The organism is uncultured Marinobacter sp., from assembly GCF_947488835.1.
Taxonomy (GTDB): Bacteria; Pseudomonadota; Gammaproteobacteria; order Pseudomonadales; family Oleiphilaceae; genus Marinobacter.
Genome location: NZ_CANLBK010000002.1, coordinates 248,136 through 264,133, shown reverse-complemented (window position 1 = coordinate 264,133; position 15,998 = coordinate 248,136). Strand labels below are relative to the sequence as shown.

Genomic DNA, 15,998 nt, shown 5'->3' with positions numbered 1-15,998 from the left:
TAAAACATGCATTGACACTCTCGCAAACTCGTCATAACATCCATTTAAAATGAATCTTAAAGCTCAACAAACAGGAAATATCAAATGACACAGCTATTTGAAGAAGTGACCACCCCGAACAACGGCGCCAACACGAACGCAAACCAACTAAAAGACGGTGCTGTTGCGCAAACTGCTAACGCTGTCGAAAGCACAGAGAAAAATACTGAAAAGAAAGGAAAGCACGGGGACCCGGGCGTTTGCTGTGGTGGCTGCTCGTAAGCGAGCAGCAAATAGAATAATCACCGGTGACGTTTCTGATGCATGCGCTGCTTGCAGGAAACGCCACCGGCGTTTCTCTCTAAATTTGGTTCAATGCTCCATTCCGTGTCCTGAATGGTCCATTTCCGTCTCTTCCGTGTCAGCGTCCAGCGACTGTACGCTTAGCTCAACTTCAATCACTTCTGCGCCTTCAAACTGCAGCGTAAGCGGAATGCTCTCTCCCACTTTCAGCGGTTCCGTCAGCTTTTCCAGCATCAGATGATAACTGAGAGGCTTGAGTTCAACATGCTTCCCAGCCGGTATTGTCAGCCCGCTCTCAAGCGATTGCATGCGCATCACACCGTCTTTCATAAGGGTTTCATGGATTGACACATGATTCGCTCGGGGCGTATTAGCGCTCACCAGTTTGATATCTTTGTCACCATGGTTGCTGATAACCAGATAGCCCACACCCATAGGCGTGCCCGGTGGCGTTGGTCGACTCCATGGGTGCCCTATTTCAATATCTCCCACAGAATACTCGTGAGCCATGACAGCATTGACAAAGACCGATGCGATCAATGCGCTACTGACATACAACAATGTAATTAGTTTTCTCATGATGTCTCGCGTCGCTACTGTTGAACTGAAAGTGGCTAATGTCAGGAGTGAAGGTAATAACGTTCACAGTGTTGCTTTCCGCTCAGCCAAGCGCAAGAAATACGGTGCGGCGAATGGTCGCAGCGAGCGAGACTGAACCCGAAACCTTGGGCATCAAGCTTTCTTGACGAACTCGGATTTCAGCTTCATGGCGCCAATACCATCAATTTTGCAATCGATATCGTGATCGCCCTCAACAAGACGAATACTCTTCACCTTGGTACCCACTTTTACGACAGAGCTGGAACCCTTGACCTTCAGATCCTTGATGACGGTCACCGCATCACCATCCTGAAGTTCATTACCGTGGGCATCACGTACAACCTTGCCCTCTGCAGCAGCGGCCGACTCGGCCTCGGTCCACTCGTGGGCACACTCAGGGCAAACGAACTGAATACCATCTTCATAGGTGTATTCAGAAGCACATTGGGGACAAGGGGGAAGTTGAGACATTGGAGTTTCCTGTTGGTTGAATTTACAGGGATTATACCACCTGGAATATTTCTATTCTGGCGGTGTGGTTTGGCACCCTCTTCCACGCCTGATGCTACAACAGGTAAACTCCCTGCATCCTTCACCCGCTATACAAAACCGCTCAAAGGAATACGCCATGGCAATCTGGGTCGATGCCGACGCCTGCCCCGTACCCATCCGGGAAATTCTCTGCCGCGCAGCCACCCGCTGGCAAGTTCAGACAACGTTTATTGCCAACCACGTGATCAAGCTACCGCCCAGCCCATATATCAAAGCCAGGCAGGTAATGCAGGGTTTCGATGTGGCGGATAACGAGATTATGGATCAGCTCAGCGCAGGTGATCTGGTGATCACCCAGGACATACCGCTAGCGGCTGAAGCCATTGAGAAAGGTGCAGATGTGTTTAATCCAAGGGGCCAGGCCTTCACAAAGGAAAACATCCGCCAGCGCCTGGCTATGCGGAACTTCATGGAAGAGATTCGTAACGCCGGGCAGGTTACAGGGGGCGCCGCACCGTTCAATCAGACCGATCGAAAAGAGTTCGCTGACAAACTGGACAGCTGGTTACAGCGCAACCGCAAGGCCGATAACAACTAGCGCAGCAAACAGGCCAGCACCAGCCGCAATTTTTAGCCCTTCCATCATTTCCTGCTCTGCCGTCATGGCTGTATCTCCCTGTGCTTATGGTGTAAACAGATCCTGTGAGGACTATTTGTGCTGCATGAACAAGCACAGAACCATATTAATGATATTGATTATCATTTGCAATACTAGGAGGACAACTCATGCGCCTTATACCATCCCTGATCCCGAAGAGCGGCTTGCTACTGCTTTTCCTCCCCTTCGCCGTGGCAGCCCAGTCATTTACAAGTAATGACGCTCAATTCAGCCTGAAAACCGTTGCTGATGGCCTCGAACACCCGTGGAGCCTGGCCTTTCTCCCCGATGGATCCATGCTTGTGACGGAAAGAGCGGGCCGCCTGAGACTCATCGAGAACGGAACGCTAAGGCCCCAAGCCATTCCTGGGCTTCCATCACTTGTAGTGTCCGGCCAGGGCGGACTACTCGATGTCGTTCTGCACCCGGAGTTTGTCGACAATAAAACACTCTTCCTCAGCTATGCGCATCGCTCCAGCCAGGGAATGACTACTCGCGTAGCCCGTGGGATTTTTGAAGGAGAGCGTCTGAAAGATGTCACGACCATCTTCGAAGCGCGCCCTCGCTCCAATACGTCCCGTCACTTTGGTGGGCGCATGGTATTCGATGCATCCGGCCACCTTTACGTATCCGTTGGTGACCGCGGCGAGATGGATCGGGCCCAAGATACCCGGGACGACGCCGGCGGCGTCCATCGTATTTCGGTGAATGGCGAACCGGCTCCCGGCAACCCGGGGCTTGATGACCCAAACATTAATAACACCTTTTTCACCTGGGGAAACCGCAATATCCAGGGCATGACCCTGCATCCTGAAACCGGAGAACTCTGGACTCACGAGCATGGCCCGCGTGGGGGCGATGAGATAAACATCCTGAAAGCCGGCACCAATTACGGATGGCCTGAAATCACCTACGGTATTGGCTACTCCGGACTTCCAATAACCTTTAGTACCGAAAAAGAGGGCATGGCTCAGCCCTTGCACTATTGGGACCCATCCATCGCCCCATCAGGCATGGCGCTTTACACCGGCACCGACTTCCCTCAGTGGCAAGGCAGCCTGTTCGTAGGGGCGCTCAAGCTACGCAAACTGGTTCGGCTGGAAATCGAAAATGGACAGGTAGTCGAGGAGGAAGATTTGCTCACCAGCCTGAACGAACGAATTCGTGATGTTCGTGCAGGGCCAGATGGCAGCCTTTGGTTGCTGACGGATTCGTCCCAAGGGAAAGTCTACCGGGTTGTGCCCGTTCAGTGAGGATCGCCGGTACGTTCGGTTTTTTCGTACTGAGGCAGATCATCAGTAATTTCAAACCAGCCCGACTTTGAGCCAGTGTAGACATGCTGCACCCGCCCCTTTTCTATGGGTTCGTTGATGGTGCCCACACGCAGGCGAAGAATGCCGGGAATCGCATCTACGCGGCTGTATAATTGGCTGCCACAGCGGCTGCAAAAAGCCCGGTATTTTCCGGGACGCGACTCATATTCCGTAAGTTGAGGCTCTCCGGACAAAAACCGGAAACGCACCTTTTGCACCGGCGAACTGGCAGAGAATGCACTGCCATGGGCCCGCCGGCATTGACTGCAATGGCACAGGGATAGAGGCCCCAAAGGTCCGTCGTATTCAAACGTAACATCGCCACACAGGCACTGGCCAGTAAACATAGGCATCCTGATAATCGTTTCATGAGCGCATTAATGGCTGGCTATAATACCTGCCTTGCAGCCCATGAAACAGAGTTGCCGCCCAGGGCGGCCAACTGGAATAGCCATCTATCTTTTATCGCTGTCCATACTGCGCATTCAGGTAGTCCAGTATGCGAGCAGATTCAAACAGCCCTTCGCCGGTATTCGGATCTTCAAGGTAAGGCACCTGAACCCGGCCGTGAGCCTTGAAAAATGCATCTCTCTTGCCACCCGGAATTGGCGTATAGGGCCCTGGCTTGATTCGCTGTGCTGCTGGGCCGATTTCCGTCCAATGCTCTTTGCCAAGATTATGCAGAGTGTAGGGAATTTCCAGCTCACACAATTTCTCTCGCACCAGGCGGGAGAATGGACTGCCTTCAAAGCTCCATAAATGCAGCGGTTGCTCCGGCTGTTTTCCGGCGTTGGCTCGCAGGCCTCTCATAGCGCTTGCAACGGAAGCCAGGGAACCTAGAACCGGCTGCCAGACCCGTTCACGGTAGTACCCGGGTACCGAACGACCAGCATATTGGCGAAACAGGTACTCGATGATGGCTTCCGACTCGTACATTACGGTATCGGTGTTCTGGTCAACCAACAGGGGGAACTGCTGTTTTCCACCGATCGCTTCTGCATGCTTGCGGAATACGCGGCCGCCCTTGGGGCAAGGCCGAATGTCTGCATCAAGGTTGAGGGCTGTCAATGCTTCGCGAACGCGCCGACAGTATGGGCACCCCTCCATATCGTAAAGCACCAGAGCTTGCTCCGGCTGGGGTACGGCCTTTACCACGAGACACCCACGCCAGGCTGTGAACGATGAGGTGGCCACAGACCCCAGTACCTTTGCATGGTGAGCCAGCACATTAGCCATAGATCCATCCTTTTGTTGAAAACACCGTCATTATCACCAAACATGCCATTATTACATTGGCCAACACTACCACCAGATACTGACCGCAACGCAACTTACACCCCGTGACAAACCCCAATACAAACAACCAGTCTACTGGCATTTATTAACGTCATGTAGAGGTTTTCTGCATAGTACATTTACCAAAGATGGGCTATTGTTTAATTAGCGAACGTCTCCGCACATTTTATCGCGTGGCCATTAGGATGATTTCAGGTATGCCGCATACAAACAACGCAGGAATAGTCACTCGTCGGCCAAAGCGTCCTGCCTTGGTTCTGGCCGCGGCGCTTGCCTTGACTCCAGCTTTGGCAAACCTTCCATCAGCACTGGCTGCTGACAGTGGCGACACCAGCTACAGCGACAACCGCCTCTGGGCCAGCCAGATGAGGGATTTCGCCATGAAGTCCCTCAACAGTGACGATGCTTTGAGCATGGCCGCGGTTCCGCTGAACGGCCCCGGACTTGATCAAAACATCAACGCCGACGTGCCCATGAGCCCTGGCTCCATCATGAAGGTCGTCACAACTTACGCAGCTTTAGAAATCCTTGGTCCCACGCATCACTGGGATACCGATTTTCTGACTGATGGGCAAATGGTCGGCGATACCCTTCAAGGCAATCTTTATGTGCGCTTCGGTGGCGATCCGAAACTCACCTTCGAACGACTTTGGACGACCCTGCGGGAACTCCGTGACATGGGCATTAACCGCATTGATGGCCATCTGGTACTGGATGGCAGCTATTTCCAAATTGATGGCGGCTTCCCTGCCTTTAAAGACAATGGTGACAACCCACACGCGCCGTTTCTGGTTGAGCCGTCTGCCTACTTAACCAACCTCAACCTCATACACTTCCAGATTCGAGCCGATGAGCGCGGCACCCAAGCCTGGAGCACACCCGCTCTTGGCGAAGTTGTTATCGACAACAGGGTGACTGCAGTAGCCGAAGGGCCCTGCCCATCACGCCGCAGCTTTGACTGGGAACCAGTAGCGCAGGCAGGCGGCAAGGTAACTGTGCGGGTAACAGGCGAACTGCCACAGGGATGCCGCACAACAACCTACCTGTCGCTCCTGCCCCACGAGCAATACAGCGCTTCGATGATCCGCACCCTTCTTTCAGAGATGGGCATCATAGTGTCTGGTGGAAACCAGACCGGGCTAACCCCGGAAACTGCGCGACTGGTGATGAAAACCACATCGCCAGATCTCGTCACTATGGTGCGGGATATCAATAAGTGGAGCAGTAACGTAATGGCGCGGCAACTGCTATTGACCATTGGCGCTCAGAATCGTCTGGATAACGAAAAAGACGACCGGGTTGCCGGTATCCGCGTTATTTATGACTGGCTGGAGCGCAAAGGTGTCGATACCGCTGGTATGGTTATCGACAACGGTGCGGGTCTGACTCGCCATGGCAAAATCACTGCGCGGCAAGGCACGAAAATTCTGCAACACGCTTGGAACAGTCCCTACGCTTCAGACCTCATGGCCTCCATGCCCATCATCGCCATGGATGGAACCATGGCTCGTCGCTTACGCAATACAGGTATGGATGGCGAAGGCCGCATTAAAACCGGTTATCTGGAAAATGTGAGGTCTATTGCTGGTTTTACACGGGATGAGAACAATACAACCTGGGCGGTTGTGGGCATGGTGAACAATGACCCTGCCTGGAATGGCCAAGCGGTCCTTGACCGGATTCTCTATTCCCTGCATTTTCGCCCCCCTACGGGCACAGCCCTGTCACGAGCCAGTTCAGGAAACTCAAGTTCGTCCATACAGTAGCGCTATAGGCCCCGGGCAACCGGGGCAATTCCCTCACGCGCTCTTGCTATCCTTAAGGCGCGATCCCAGAGTCATCTCCGTGAGTCTCACCGCAATGGGTGCAATAAAGGTTACCAACGGGAAGGCAACCGCCCACGCCACCAAAAAGGCCGGGATCCAGCGATACATAAAAGCGCTATCCATCCCTGTGTTGATGAAGGTGATTACGCCAGACATCAATAGTGACATCATTCCAGACATATAAAACCCGAACACTAATTGTCGCAAACGGGCGGGTTTAATTCGGCTCATGAACTCTCCTGATCTGGGCACAGGCCTTCTGATAGTCACATCTGAAAACCCCGGAATGTCGTAGACTGTGTATACGATGCCAAGCCATAGTAGTGAGCTTGCGATCATTTTTCGATAGGCTTTTTTACCGAGCAAGGCGCCTAATGGATCAGTATGGGTATTTATCCACAGTACACAGCATACGATCGGCAGCACTCCTGCTTGTTATCATGCTGTTTATTTCAGGATGCAGCTCAACCCGGCTTGCATACCGTTACGCCGATTGGGGCATTGTATGGTGGGTTGAGGATTTCATTTCGCTCTCTCAGACTCAGGAGCAGCAGCTAGATGACGATATTGAGAGCTTGAAACGATGGCACTGTAGCTCCGAGTTGCCGCGTTACAGAGCTTGGCTGAGCAGTATCGAGAGCGACCTTGCGTCAGGTAAACCAACCCCTGAGGCAGTCAGCCGCCTTCAAAACCAGCTTGCGGGTTTCTTCCCGCTTTTGATGAAAAAAATCACACCCGTTGCCGTTAACCTGCTCTCCAGTTTAAGTGATGAACAGGTGCGCGAATTGGCTGGCAACATGGAGAAAAATCATCGGGAACTGGAAGGGGAATTTCTGAAAGGTGATGCCGAAACGATTGCACAAGCGCGAGCGGAGCGCACAGAAGAGCGAGCCGAGCGTTGGCTGGGCAGCCTGAACGCCACACAAAAGAGCCTCATAAAAGACTGGTCGAAAAGCCGGAAAGGACAGACAGAAATCTGGTTGGCGGGCCGTCGCAATTGGCAAAAAGCCCTGCTGAATGCCCTTGAGAATCGCAATGATCCTGGTTTTGACGCAACAGTCACCGAACTGATCAGCAACCCGGAAGCAGGCCGCGGCGATGCCTCTGCACAGAGCATCGACGAAAGCATGGCGGCCATGCGTTCATTGATTCAGCAACTGTTACAGGCAAGCGACGCTTCACATCTCGACCATCTGGCACGCCAGGTATCGAAATTGCGCGGCGACTTCAAAGCCCTTACCTGTGTCCCTGGCTCTGAGGTCGCATCGCACATTTACCATTGATCAGACTGTTAAGTAACCACCGTCCACATTAATGCAGGCACCCGTCGTATAGCTGGATGCACCTGAGGCCAGGTACAACACAGTGCCGGCCATCTCATCGGGGTCGGCAATGCGCTTCACAGGAATGTGTGCCATCGCCTGCTTTTTAATCGCTTCATTAGTGGTCAGCGCGCTGGCAAATTTTGTATCTGTGAGCCCAGGCAAGAGCGCATTAACGCGAACGTTCTGCTGCCCCAACTCGGTCGCGAAGGATTTGGTCATGGAGATTACCGCCGCTTTGGTAATCGAATAAATGCCTTGATAGTGGCCAGGATTCACACCGTTAATAGACGCCACGTTAACAATCGAGCCACCGCCGTGCTTCTTCATTAACTGCGCGCCACGGGCACACATGAAGAAGTAACCGCGAATGTTTACGTCGACGGTTTTCTGGAAGGCACCCAGATCTGTATCTTCAACCGGGCCGAAGTACGGGTTGGCTGCAGCGTTGTTCACCAGAATATCCAGCTTGCCGTGCTCTTTTTCGATGTGCGCCCAGATCGCTTCAATCTGATCCATTTCACCAATATGGCAGGCATAAGCTTCGGCACTGCCACCCGCTTCGCGAATGCTGCTCGCTACAGCTTCACAGCCGTCAATCTTGCGGCTGGTCACAATCACGTGGGCGCCGTAATCCGCCAGTGTGCGAGCAATGCTCTCGCCAATGCCACGGCTGGCACCGGTAATCAGTGCCGTTTTTCCGGTCAGATCAAACAGGTCTTTCTTGCTCATTGGTTCACCTCAATTCGTTATCGGAAGGTCACCAGGGCGGGGTCTTCCGCTTCCAGGTGGCTGTAATTATTGAACACAGACAGGCTGCGGCGCCCCGCGGAATAGAGCACACGGGTAACGCTGGTGTTGGCGATGACTTCGTTCAGCCCTAATGTCCGTTCGTCGCTCAGGCTCAAAAGGTGCTGGCACATAACGGCGATGGGGCCGCCGGATGTGGACACCAGAACATCACCGCCGTCTGCATACTCAATCATTTCATCAAAGGCGGAGAGAACCCGGGCTTTGAACTCCGCCCAGGTCTCATCGTATTCTGCATCGTACTTACCGGACGCCCAACGTCGTACGGCTTCAACAAATGCCTTCTGAAAGGCCGCAGCGGGTTTCGGTGAAGCCGCAAGGTCCTTAGCCATCACCTGCCGATCACGCCATTCTGGCCGGAAAGCGTTTACGATGGACTCGTGATCGAACTCGTTAAAGCCCAGTGCAACCTGCATGTCCGGCAGCTCTGCACCATATCCGGTTGCAATGGCTTCTACGGTTTCCCGGTGCCGCTGCAAGTCGCCGCCAAAAATCGCCGCAGGTTCAAATTTATCGGCCATCCACTGGCCGAGAACCTTGCCCTGCTCCCAGCCTTTTTTGGAAAGCTGATCGTAGTTTTCTTTACCAAAACTGGCCTGGCCATGGCGTACAAGGTAAACCGTAGCCATTACAGAGAGCTCTCTGCGATCAAACGCTTACAGCGTTTCTCCAGACTGTTGGCTGCGTGGCCGAATATGGCAAAACGCTTGTCGCTGGTTTGGCCGTGATAGAAGCGGTAGTAGATCTGCTGCACGATCACCGCCAAACGGAACAACCCATAGATCTCATAAAAATCGAAATTATCGGCCCGGAAGCCGGACTTCTCCATGTAGTACTCAACCACTTCCTTGCGGGTCAGCATTCCGGGGCGGTGCGTAGGTTGGCGACGCAGCATCTTGAAGGATTCATCGTCATCCGCTTCTATCCAGTAGGCGAGCGTATTGCCCAGATCCATCAGCGGATCACCAATGGTGGCCATTTCCCAATCCAGCACCCCGATCACCTCAAAGGGGTTGTCCGGGTTGAGCACAACGTTGTCGAAGCGGTAGTCGTTGTGAATAACAACCTGGGCCACATCGTTTGGCATTTTTTCATTGAGCCAGGCCATCACTTCCTCAAAATCGCCAACATCGTCTGTACGGGCCTTGCGGAAACGATCGCTCCAGCCGCCAATCTGACGTTGCACATAACCCTCGCCCTTGCCTAGCGAATCAAGGCCTGCGGCTTTGGCGTCAACACGATGCAAGTCCACCATTTTGTCGATGACGCTCAGGCAGAGCTTGCGGGTGTCGGCTTCATCCATTTCAAGATCTTTGGGGAAATCCTGGCGCAGAATGATGCCTTTCAGGCGCTCCATCACGTAAAAATCGCAACCCAACACATCGTGATCGTCGCAAATGGCAATGATGTTGGGCACATAAGGGTACACAGGCTTCAGCGCCTGCATCACTCTGGCTTCACGCAGCATGTCGTGGGCAGATTTGGCAATTTTGCCGAAGGGTGGGCGACGCAGCACAAATGAACGGTCGCCGTAGTCCACCTGATAGGTCAGGTTGGAAGCACCGCCCGGGTATTGGCGGATAACTGGCTCGCCGGTCAGATCCGGAATGGCACCTTTCATGAAGCGATCTACTGCGGATAGATCCAGCTCTTCGCCTTCGCGGATATCTGCTGCCTGGTCAATCTGGGTCATTCATTGCTCTCCTTTTGTTCCCGTGGGCTAATCAGGCTTTGGCCTTATTGCCCATCTTCTTCATCCAGCGCTTGCTCTCTTCATACATCAGCTTGTCGAACACCGCTGGTGCATAGCGTTTGAGTATCCACAAGCGACGCTCTTTCACGTGGGGAAGCACCCAGAAGTCATTTTTCTTGACCGAGCGTACTATATCGTCGGCAACCTGATCGGCCGTAATTGTGGAGCGCTTCATCAGTTTGTTCACGTTTTGCTGAATGCCGGGAATGTCTGATCGCATGCTTTGCGTGAGGTTGGTCTGGAAAAATGCCGGGCATACACAACTTACGTGAATGCCGTCAGCTCGCAGTTCCTGTCGCAAGGTTTCGGACAGCGCAATGACACCGGCCTTGGATACATTGTAGCTGTCCATTAGTGGCGCAAGCATGAGGCCTGCCATGGAGGCGATGTTTACGAAGGTTCCTGAGCCCTGCTTTTTGAACTGCGGCGTGAACGCCTTACAGCCGCGCACAACACCCAGTACGTTGATGTCGATGATCCATTCCCAGTCGGCCATGGTGGTGTCTTCAATGGACCCAGCAGAGGCCACACCGGCGTTATTCACCACTACGTCCACGCCCCCCCACTTCTCGGTGAGATCGGCGCAGATTTTTTCGAGATCTGTCAGGCGCCGAACGTCACACTCAACAAAGTAGCCTTCGCCGCCGGCATTGTTAATTTCCTGCTCAACACCTACGCCCTGTTCGGGATTGATGTCACCGATACAGACCTTGGCGCCTTCTCTGGCATAACGCAGTGCAATGGCCCGGCCTAGGCCGCTTGCGCCGCCTGTTACGAATACTCTTTGTGTCATGGGTTTGTCCGTGGTTTGTTGTTTAAAAAAACGTCAACTATGAGAGTACGACGGAGCCAGCGGGGAGGGAGCTTCTGAAACACGCCGTGAATACTTCCATGTAGGCTTGGCTCCGCCATCCATGGCTTCGCACAGTTTCAGAAGCTCCCTCCCCACCGGCTCCTCTCATCATTGGCGCTAGATCATCAATTTTTATACTTGCGCAACTCGATGCGCGCAACTGTTGCGCGATGAACTTCATCCGGACCATCAGCCAAACGCAATACCCGAGCGTAGGCAAACAATTGGGTCAGTGGGAAGTCGTCGTCGCTCACACCCGCACCGCCGTGAATCTGAATAGCCTGATCAACAATGGTTTGCAGCATGTTTGGAATCACCGCTTTGATCATGGCGACTTCCTGAATGGCTCCAGCAATGCCTTTGGTATCCAGTGCCCAGGCGCATTTCAGGGTCAGCAAGCGCGCCTGTTCAATGGACATGCGGGCATTGGCAATAATATCCGGATTACCACCCAGCTTGGCCAAGGGGCGCCCAAAGGCTTCGCGGCTTAGTGACCGTTTAACCAAAAGCTCGAGCGTGCGCTCTGCCGCGCCGATTGCGCGCATGCAGTGGTGTACTCGGCCAGGTCCAAGGCGGCCTTGGGCAATCTCGAAACCGCGTCCGGGGCCTGCGATGAAGGCGCTCTTGGGTAGGCGAACGTTTTCGAACAGCACCTGACCGTGACCGTAGGGTTCGTCATATTCACCGAATACTGGGAGCATGCGCTCAATGGTTACACCTGGTGCATCCATTGGAACCAGCACCATGGAGTGGCGGCGGTGTTTGTGGGCATCTGGATCTGACAATCCCATGAAAATAGCAACTTTGCAGTCCGGGTGGCCAACACCCGTGCTCCACCACTTACGGCCGTTCAGCACAACTTCATCCCCTTCCACTACGGCTGTTGCTTCCATAGTGGTGGCGTCTGAGGAGGCTACTGCAGGTTCGGTCATGCAGAAGGCAGAGCGGATTTCGCCGCTAAGCAAGCGTGGCAGCCATTCAGCTTTCTGCTCTTCGGAGCCGTAGTGAATGAGCACTTCCATGTTGCCGGTGTCGGGCGCGTTGCAATTGAAAATTTCGGGCGCAATAAAGCTGCGGCCGGTTTCTTCTGCAATCAGAGCGTAATCGGAGTTGAGCAAGCCGCACCCGTGCTTTTCATCAGGGAAGAACATGTTCCAGAGACCTTGAGCTTTGGCCTTTTCCTTCAACTCTTTGATGATTGGCAGTACAACCCAGCGATTTTCAAGAGACGCCAATTCCTTCTGGTACTGAACCTCTATCGGGAAAATCTCTTCTGCCATAAACGCTTTAACACGCTCGAGATAATCCTGACCCTTCTCGGAGATACTGAAATCCATTGCCGAACCCTCTCAGAAATTGAACAACATCTATTAGATAGACTAGCAAACGGTGCGATGAATATAAGCACGATGAAACCAGTCTAGAGTTGCTCAAACTATTACGCGACTGAATTATTCTTATCGTTTACTATTAACCAAACTAATCTGCATAGAGATTAATGACTATGGCCGGGAATCGTCTGGATCTCAACCTGCTGCATGTATTTGACACGATTTACCGGGAAGGCAGCCTTACCCGGGCAGCGAAGGCGTTACACCTTACCCAGCCCGCCGTCAGTCATTCACTGTCTCGATTGCGAGAACATTTTGACGACCCGCTGTTCACCCGCCAGGGCAACCAGATGGTGCCTACACCTCTGGCGCGGCGTTTTCTGGAATCCATGAAGCCGGGGCTTACCCAGATTCAGGGTGCAGTGAACCAATTCCATGCGTTTGACCCGGCAAACCAGCGTAAAACCTATTCTTTGGGGTTGAGGGATGTTCTGGAATCAACGTTTCTGCCGCCACTGATGCAACGGCTAAACCCCTATCCTGAGCTGGAAATAGCCAGTAAGCGCATTCCCCGGCGGGATATGGAAACACAACTGGCTGCAGGCAAACTGGACTTTGCTGTGGATGTTTTGCTGCCAGTCAGCAACCAAACGTCCCATGAACTTCTCAGGCAGGACAGGCTTGTGGTCCTGGTGCGGGAAGGCCACCCGCTTGCAGCAAACACACTGGATATGGAGGGATACCTTTCTGCGCGTCACGTACTGGTTTCATCGCGCGCAGAAGGGCCGGGAATTGAGGACTTTGAGCTCTCAAGGCTCGGAGTTCAACGCAGTATCCGCCTGCGCTGTCAGCACTATTACGCCGCCTGTCGAGTAGTGGAACAAACAGACTTGTTGCTAACCATGCCTGAAACCTACGCCCAGATCATTTCAGAGCGGGCAAATATCACCATCATGAACCCGCCAGCCGACCTGCCCTCAGTCGATGTGCACCTATACTGGCACACAGCCTACGGTCAGGAGCCGGCGCTTATCTGGTTTCGGGAACAGCTCAAGGCAATTCAGTAAGCCCCTACGGCCATCAGAAAGCCGAAGAAGCCAACGGCAGTAATACCCAGGGACGCCAACACTATGCCAAACCCCCACCAAATGGCCGCGCCATCGGAAATAGCCACGCCATGCCCTCGCAGGGTGCGATAGAACGCCCAGGGGCCGAGTACAAATGCCCCAACCACCGCAAATACCATCCCAATACTGATGCCCGCAAAGGTCCATGTGGCGAGTTCGGTAGTGCGATCTGAAAGGTTCTCAGTAACGCCCTGACGCTGCAGAAACTTCTTGCAGAAAAACCATACCAGCGCGAAGAGCGCCGCCACAAATACCAAGCCGCCAATTATGGTAAGAAGTCGGTAAAGCAAAGTTGCCGTCCTGTAGTAGATGGAACCAATAAAAAGCGCGAATGCGCCAATTGCGGACACACTATAGCGTCGGGCTGCGGGCGGGTAAAAGGGGTTTATTTCCCTCACTGGTGGCAACCCCGGTTTCCCTGACTAAACTGGGTTGGTTATCCATACGAGTCAATTTGAAAAGGAGTCTCCAAAATGGCCCAGACTACCCGCATTGCAGTGACACCGGGCGACGGCATTGGCCCGGAGGTTGTGGGGGAAGCCATACGCTGCCTGGAAACCCTGCGCACCAAGCACAACCTCAGCCTTGAATGGGATGAGTTTCCATGGCCTTCTCACGCTTGGCACCAAGCACATGGCGAATCCATGCCAGCGGATGCTTTAGCCCAGCTCAAAGCTTACGATGCCATTCTGCTTGGCGCCCTGGGTGATCCAGGGCCTCTGGACGACCCGAATCGCTACCTTTTGACCGACAGCGTTTCACTGGCACCTCTGCTGGAAATGCGCAAAGGTTTTGACCAATGGGTGTGCGAGCGCCCTGCCCGGCTGCTACCCGGTGCCCGCCAATACCTCGCCGATGAGCGCGCAAAAGACATAGACATGCTGGTGATTCGGGAGAACTCTGAAGGTGAGTACGTGAGCCAGGGTGGACGTTTGCGTCAGGGCACTGAGGATGAGATTGCGACACAATTGGAGGTGTTTACGCGCAAGGCTACCAATCGCATCATTCGCTATGGATTTGAGCAAGCCCGCGCCCGAGCGACTGAACGGTCGAATGAAGGTCGTACCAGAGAGTTCCGCACCCTGGATGGCGACACTTGTGAAAGCCAGGTATGCCTGATTACTAAACGTAATGCCCTACGCTATTGGGGCGATATGTACACTGAAGCTTTCGACGAAATCAGCAAAGACTATCCGGATGTAGCCACCCACCATGAACTGGTAGACGCGGCCTGCATGAAGTTTGTACAGAGCCCTTGGGCCTTCGATGTGGTGGTAGCGAGCAACCTGCAAGGGGATATTCTTACGGATTTAGCTGCCGTGCTCTCAGGCGGGATGGGGGTTGCGCCCTCTTGCAACCTGAATCCAACAGACCCGGACATGCCATCCATGTTCGAGCCAACCCATGGCAGCGCCCCAGACATCGCTGGCCAAGGCTTGGCAGACCCAACCGCCATGCTGTTCACCGCAGCACGAATGCTGGAATGGTTTGGCCGGAAAGATCCGGTGATGGCAGTAGCTGGTAAGGAACTTTTTGACGCGGTAGCGGCGGATCTGGCTGAAAATGCGGGTGCACGGAGGGGAACCAGCGAGATCGGAGAGGCAATCTGCCAACGCCTGTCAGCCTGACCGACCGCTGAACCAGAGCCAGAAACCAGCACCTGGCTCTGGTCCACTAAATATTGCTTACTTGTCAGCCATTACAAATTCAAGGCGCCCGGGCGCTACCCGAACATCCATAGGCACCATTCCAAACATACGCTGGGCCATGTTGGTTTCGTCCAGACGATATACCGGCATGGTTTCCAGCATTTGGGCCACAACGCCCATCACGGTGTCGGTAACGGGCGCAAGATCACCCTTGAAAAAGCCGGAATCAATGCTGCTTTCAAGCAACTTGATTCTGCGAATATAGATGGCTTTTTCCTTGCTGTCATAGACCGGGGCGCCTTCCACTTTCAGGGCGATATCAACCGGAAGTTTGGCCAGAAAAGCATTCAGAGCCACCTGCCCCTTCAGGTCTATCACTGCCACATCGCGACCATCTGGCCCCAGGGTAATGTCGGCACCACTAAGGCTCATGCTAAGCGGAGAGCCATTCTTTAACTGCGTGCGGTCAAAATCGCTCACAACATCCTGCAGATGCCGCTCAAGCTCACCTTCCGATATTGCATAAGGGGACATGCTGGCACAGCCACTCGTCAGAGCAAAAGCCAGCAACATTAAGCCCCAAAGGCCATTAAGGCGTGTATATTTCATCGTTTAATCTCCGTGGATTGACCCCCTATCCTGCGGCAGCATGGGAGGCGAGACAAGATTGGCAGATTAATGATCGG

Annotated in this window: 20 protein-coding genes; 8 read left to right on the top strand and 12 right to left on the bottom strand. The window is 53.6% G+C overall.

Going from position 1 to position 15,998, the window contains the following annotated elements:
• Positions 1-84: 84 nt before the first annotated feature.
• A complete protein-coding gene (locus tag Q0824_RS10215) occupies positions 85-261 on the top strand; it encodes a CCGSCS motif protein (RefSeq protein ID WP_298450044.1) in 177 nt (58 codons plus the stop codon).
• Between the two features lie 90 nt (positions 262-351).
• Here the strand turns inward: Q0824_RS10215 and Q0824_RS10210 are convergent, their stop codons facing one another.
• On the bottom strand, positions 352-774 hold the full coding sequence (locus tag Q0824_RS10210; protein ID WP_298450042.1) for a copper chaperone PCu(A)C: 423 nt from the start codon (positions 772-774) through the stop codon (positions 352-354).
• Between the two features lie 16 nt (positions 775-790).
• Between Q0824_RS10210 and Q0824_RS10205 the strand changes: the two genes are divergently transcribed.
• Complete coding sequence (locus tag Q0824_RS10205) at positions 791-997, top strand: hypothetical protein (protein ID WP_298450040.1); 207 nt, start codon at positions 791-793, stop codon at positions 995-997.
• 17 nt (positions 998-1,014) lie between these two features.
• Here Q0824_RS10205 and Q0824_RS10200 read toward each other — a convergent pair whose 3' ends face one another.
• Complete coding sequence (locus tag Q0824_RS10200; protein ID WP_200201850.1) at positions 1,015-1,353, bottom strand: zinc ribbon domain-containing protein YjdM; 339 nt, start codon at positions 1,351-1,353, stop codon at positions 1,015-1,017.
• Positions 1,354-1,510: 157 nt separating this feature from the next.
• Between Q0824_RS10200 and Q0824_RS10195 the strand changes: the two genes are divergently transcribed.
• The gene (locus Q0824_RS10195) at positions 1,511-1,972 is read left to right on the top strand and encodes a YaiI/YqxD family protein (RefSeq protein WP_298450036.1); all 462 of its coding nucleotides are present in this window, start codon (positions 1,511-1,513) and stop codon (positions 1,970-1,972) included.
• 188 nt (positions 1,973-2,160) lie between these two features.
• The gene (locus tag Q0824_RS10190; RefSeq protein ID WP_298450034.1) at positions 2,161-3,285 is read left to right on the top strand and encodes a PQQ-dependent sugar dehydrogenase; all 1,125 of its coding nucleotides are present in this window, start codon (positions 2,161-2,163) and stop codon (positions 3,283-3,285) included.
• On the opposite strand, the gene Q0824_RS10185 is transcribed toward Q0824_RS10190, so the two are convergent.
• Together Q0824_RS10185 and Q0824_RS10180 are read right to left on the bottom strand one after the other, a co-directional pair.
• A complete protein-coding gene (locus Q0824_RS10185; protein WP_366521655.1) occupies positions 3,279-3,692 on the bottom strand; it encodes a GFA family protein in 414 nt (137 codons plus the stop codon). The genes Q0824_RS10190 and Q0824_RS10185 overlap by 7 nt on opposite strands.
• Positions 3,693-3,807: 115 nt before the next feature.
• Positions 3,808-4,581 (bottom strand): glutathione S-transferase N-terminal domain-containing protein, encoded by a 774-nt coding sequence (locus Q0824_RS10180; RefSeq protein ID WP_298450030.1) that lies wholly within the window; start codon positions 4,579-4,581, stop codon positions 3,808-3,810.
• A gap of 257 nt (positions 4,582-4,838) precedes the next feature.
• Here Q0824_RS10180 and dacB point away from each other — a divergent pair, with 257 nt between their 5' ends.
• Complete coding sequence (dacB, locus tag Q0824_RS10175) at positions 4,839-6,407, top strand: D-alanyl-D-alanine carboxypeptidase/D-alanyl-D-alanine-endopeptidase (RefSeq protein WP_298450028.1); 1,569 nt, start codon at positions 4,839-4,841, stop codon at positions 6,405-6,407.
• 33 nt (positions 6,408-6,440) lie between these two features.
• Here the strand turns inward: dacB and Q0824_RS10170 are convergent, their stop codons facing one another.
• Positions 6,441-6,698: a DUF2798 domain-containing protein gene (locus Q0824_RS10170; RefSeq protein ID WP_298450026.1), complete on the bottom strand. Its 258-nt coding sequence runs from the start codon at positions 6,696-6,698 to the stop codon at positions 6,441-6,443.
• Positions 6,699-6,907: 209 nt separating this feature from the next.
• On the opposite strand from Q0824_RS10170, the gene Q0824_RS10165 reads away from it, so the two are divergent.
• Positions 6,908-7,750, top strand: coding sequence for a DUF6279 family lipoprotein (locus Q0824_RS10165; RefSeq protein WP_298450024.1), 843 nt, complete (start codon positions 6,908-6,910; stop codon positions 7,748-7,750).
• Here the strand turns inward: Q0824_RS10165 and Q0824_RS10160 are convergent, their stop codons facing one another.
• From Q0824_RS10160 to Q0824_RS10140, 5 genes are all read right to left on the bottom strand, one after another.
• The gene (locus Q0824_RS10160) at positions 7,751-8,521 is read right to left on the bottom strand and encodes an SDR family oxidoreductase (RefSeq protein ID WP_298450023.1); all 771 of its coding nucleotides are present in this window, start codon (positions 8,519-8,521) and stop codon (positions 7,751-7,753) included.
• A 17-nt stretch (positions 8,522-8,538) separates the two neighbouring features.
• Complete coding sequence (locus Q0824_RS10155; RefSeq protein ID WP_298450022.1) at positions 8,539-9,228, bottom strand: histidine phosphatase family protein; 690 nt, start codon at positions 9,226-9,228, stop codon at positions 8,539-8,541.
• Entirely contained in the window at positions 9,228-10,292 is a 1,065-nt protein-coding gene (locus tag Q0824_RS10150; protein WP_298450021.1) for a phosphotransferase family protein, read from the bottom strand. Before Q0824_RS10150 ends, Q0824_RS10155 begins: the two co-directional genes overlap by 1 nt.
• Before the next feature lie 31 nt (positions 10,293-10,323).
• Positions 10,324-11,145 (bottom strand): SDR family oxidoreductase, encoded by an 822-nt coding sequence (locus Q0824_RS10145; protein WP_298450019.1) that lies wholly within the window; start codon positions 11,143-11,145, stop codon positions 10,324-10,326.
• Positions 11,146-11,330: 185 nt separating this feature from the next.
• The gene (locus tag Q0824_RS10140) at positions 11,331-12,542 is read right to left on the bottom strand and encodes an acyl-CoA dehydrogenase family protein (RefSeq protein WP_298450017.1); all 1,212 of its coding nucleotides are present in this window, start codon (positions 12,540-12,542) and stop codon (positions 11,331-11,333) included.
• A gap of 167 nt (positions 12,543-12,709) precedes the next feature.
• Here Q0824_RS10140 and Q0824_RS10135 point away from each other — a divergent pair, with 167 nt between their 5' ends.
• Positions 12,710-13,603 (top strand): LysR family transcriptional regulator, encoded by an 894-nt coding sequence (locus Q0824_RS10135; protein ID WP_298450015.1) that lies wholly within the window; start codon positions 12,710-12,712, stop codon positions 13,601-13,603.
• Here the strand turns inward: Q0824_RS10135 and Q0824_RS10130 are convergent.
• Positions 13,597-13,953, bottom strand: coding sequence for a hypothetical protein (locus tag Q0824_RS10130; protein ID WP_298450013.1), 357 nt, complete (start codon positions 13,951-13,953; stop codon positions 13,597-13,599). The genes Q0824_RS10135 and Q0824_RS10130 overlap by 7 nt on opposite strands.
• A 183-nt stretch (positions 13,954-14,136) precedes the next feature.
• Between Q0824_RS10130 and Q0824_RS10125 the strand changes: the two genes are divergently transcribed.
• Positions 14,137-15,291, top strand: a complete 1,155-nt coding sequence (locus tag Q0824_RS10125) for an isocitrate/isopropylmalate dehydrogenase family protein (RefSeq protein ID WP_298450011.1) — start codon at positions 14,137-14,139, stop codon at positions 15,289-15,291.
• Positions 15,292-15,348: 57 nt separating this feature from the next.
• On the opposite strand, the gene Q0824_RS10120 is transcribed toward Q0824_RS10125, so the two are convergent.
• On the bottom strand, positions 15,349-15,921 hold the full coding sequence (locus Q0824_RS10120; RefSeq protein ID WP_298450009.1) for a DUF1439 domain-containing protein: 573 nt from the start codon (positions 15,919-15,921) through the stop codon (positions 15,349-15,351).
• Positions 15,922-15,998 lie beyond the last annotated feature (77 nt).

Bases quoted from the DNA above. Each gene is read 5' to 3' on its own strand.
- Q0824_RS10215 (WP_298450044.1), top strand. From the start codon at position 85: ATGACACAGCTATTTGAAGAAGTGACCACCCCGAACAACGGCGCCAAC.
- Q0824_RS10205 (WP_298450040.1), top strand. From the start codon at position 791: ATGACAGCATTGACAAAGACCGATGCGATCAATGCGCTACTGACATAC.
- Q0824_RS10200 (WP_200201850.1), bottom strand. From the start codon at position 1,353: ATGTCTCAACTTCCCCCTTGTCCCCAATGTGCTTCTGAATACACCTAT.
- Q0824_RS10195 (WP_298450036.1), top strand. From the start codon at position 1,511: ATGGCAATCTGGGTCGATGCCGACGCCTGCCCCGTACCCATCCGGGAA.
- Q0824_RS10190 (WP_298450034.1), top strand. From the start codon at position 2,161: ATGCGCCTTATACCATCCCTGATCCCGAAGAGCGGCTTGCTACTGCTT.
- Q0824_RS10185 (WP_366521655.1), bottom strand. From the start codon at position 3,692: ATGTTTACTGGCCAGTGCCTGTGTGGCGATGTTACGTTTGAATACGAC.
- Q0824_RS10180 (WP_298450030.1), bottom strand. From the start codon at position 4,581: ATGGCTAATGTGCTGGCTCACCATGCAAAGGTACTGGGGTCTGTGGCC.
- dacB (WP_298450028.1), top strand. From the start codon at position 4,839: ATGCCGCATACAAACAACGCAGGAATAGTCACTCGTCGGCCAAAGCGT.
- Q0824_RS10170 (WP_298450026.1), bottom strand. From the start codon at position 6,698: ATGAGCCGAATTAAACCCGCCCGTTTGCGACAATTAGTGTTCGGGTTT.
- Q0824_RS10165 (WP_298450024.1), top strand. From the start codon at position 6,908: ATGCTGTTTATTTCAGGATGCAGCTCAACCCGGCTTGCATACCGTTAC.
- Q0824_RS10160 (WP_298450023.1), bottom strand. From the start codon at position 8,521: ATGAGCAAGAAAGACCTGTTTGATCTGACCGGAAAAACGGCACTGATT.
- Q0824_RS10155 (WP_298450022.1), bottom strand. From the start codon at position 9,228: ATGGCTACGGTTTACCTTGTACGCCATGGCCAGGCCAGTTTTGGTAAA.
- Q0824_RS10150 (WP_298450021.1), bottom strand. From the start codon at position 10,292: ATGACCCAGATTGACCAGGCAGCAGATATCCGCGAAGGCGAAGAGCTG.
- Q0824_RS10145 (WP_298450019.1), bottom strand. From the start codon at position 11,145: ATGACACAAAGAGTATTCGTAACAGGCGGCGCAAGCGGCCTAGGCCGG.
- Q0824_RS10140 (WP_298450017.1), bottom strand. From the start codon at position 12,542: ATGGATTTCAGTATCTCCGAGAAGGGTCAGGATTATCTCGAGCGTGTT.
- Q0824_RS10135 (WP_298450015.1), top strand. From the start codon at position 12,710: ATGGCCGGGAATCGTCTGGATCTCAACCTGCTGCATGTATTTGACACG.
- Q0824_RS10125 (WP_298450011.1), top strand. From the start codon at position 14,137: ATGGCCCAGACTACCCGCATTGCAGTGACACCGGGCGACGGCATTGGC.
- Q0824_RS10120 (WP_298450009.1), bottom strand. From the start codon at position 15,921: ATGAAATATACACGCCTTAATGGCCTTTGGGGCTTAATGTTGCTGGCT.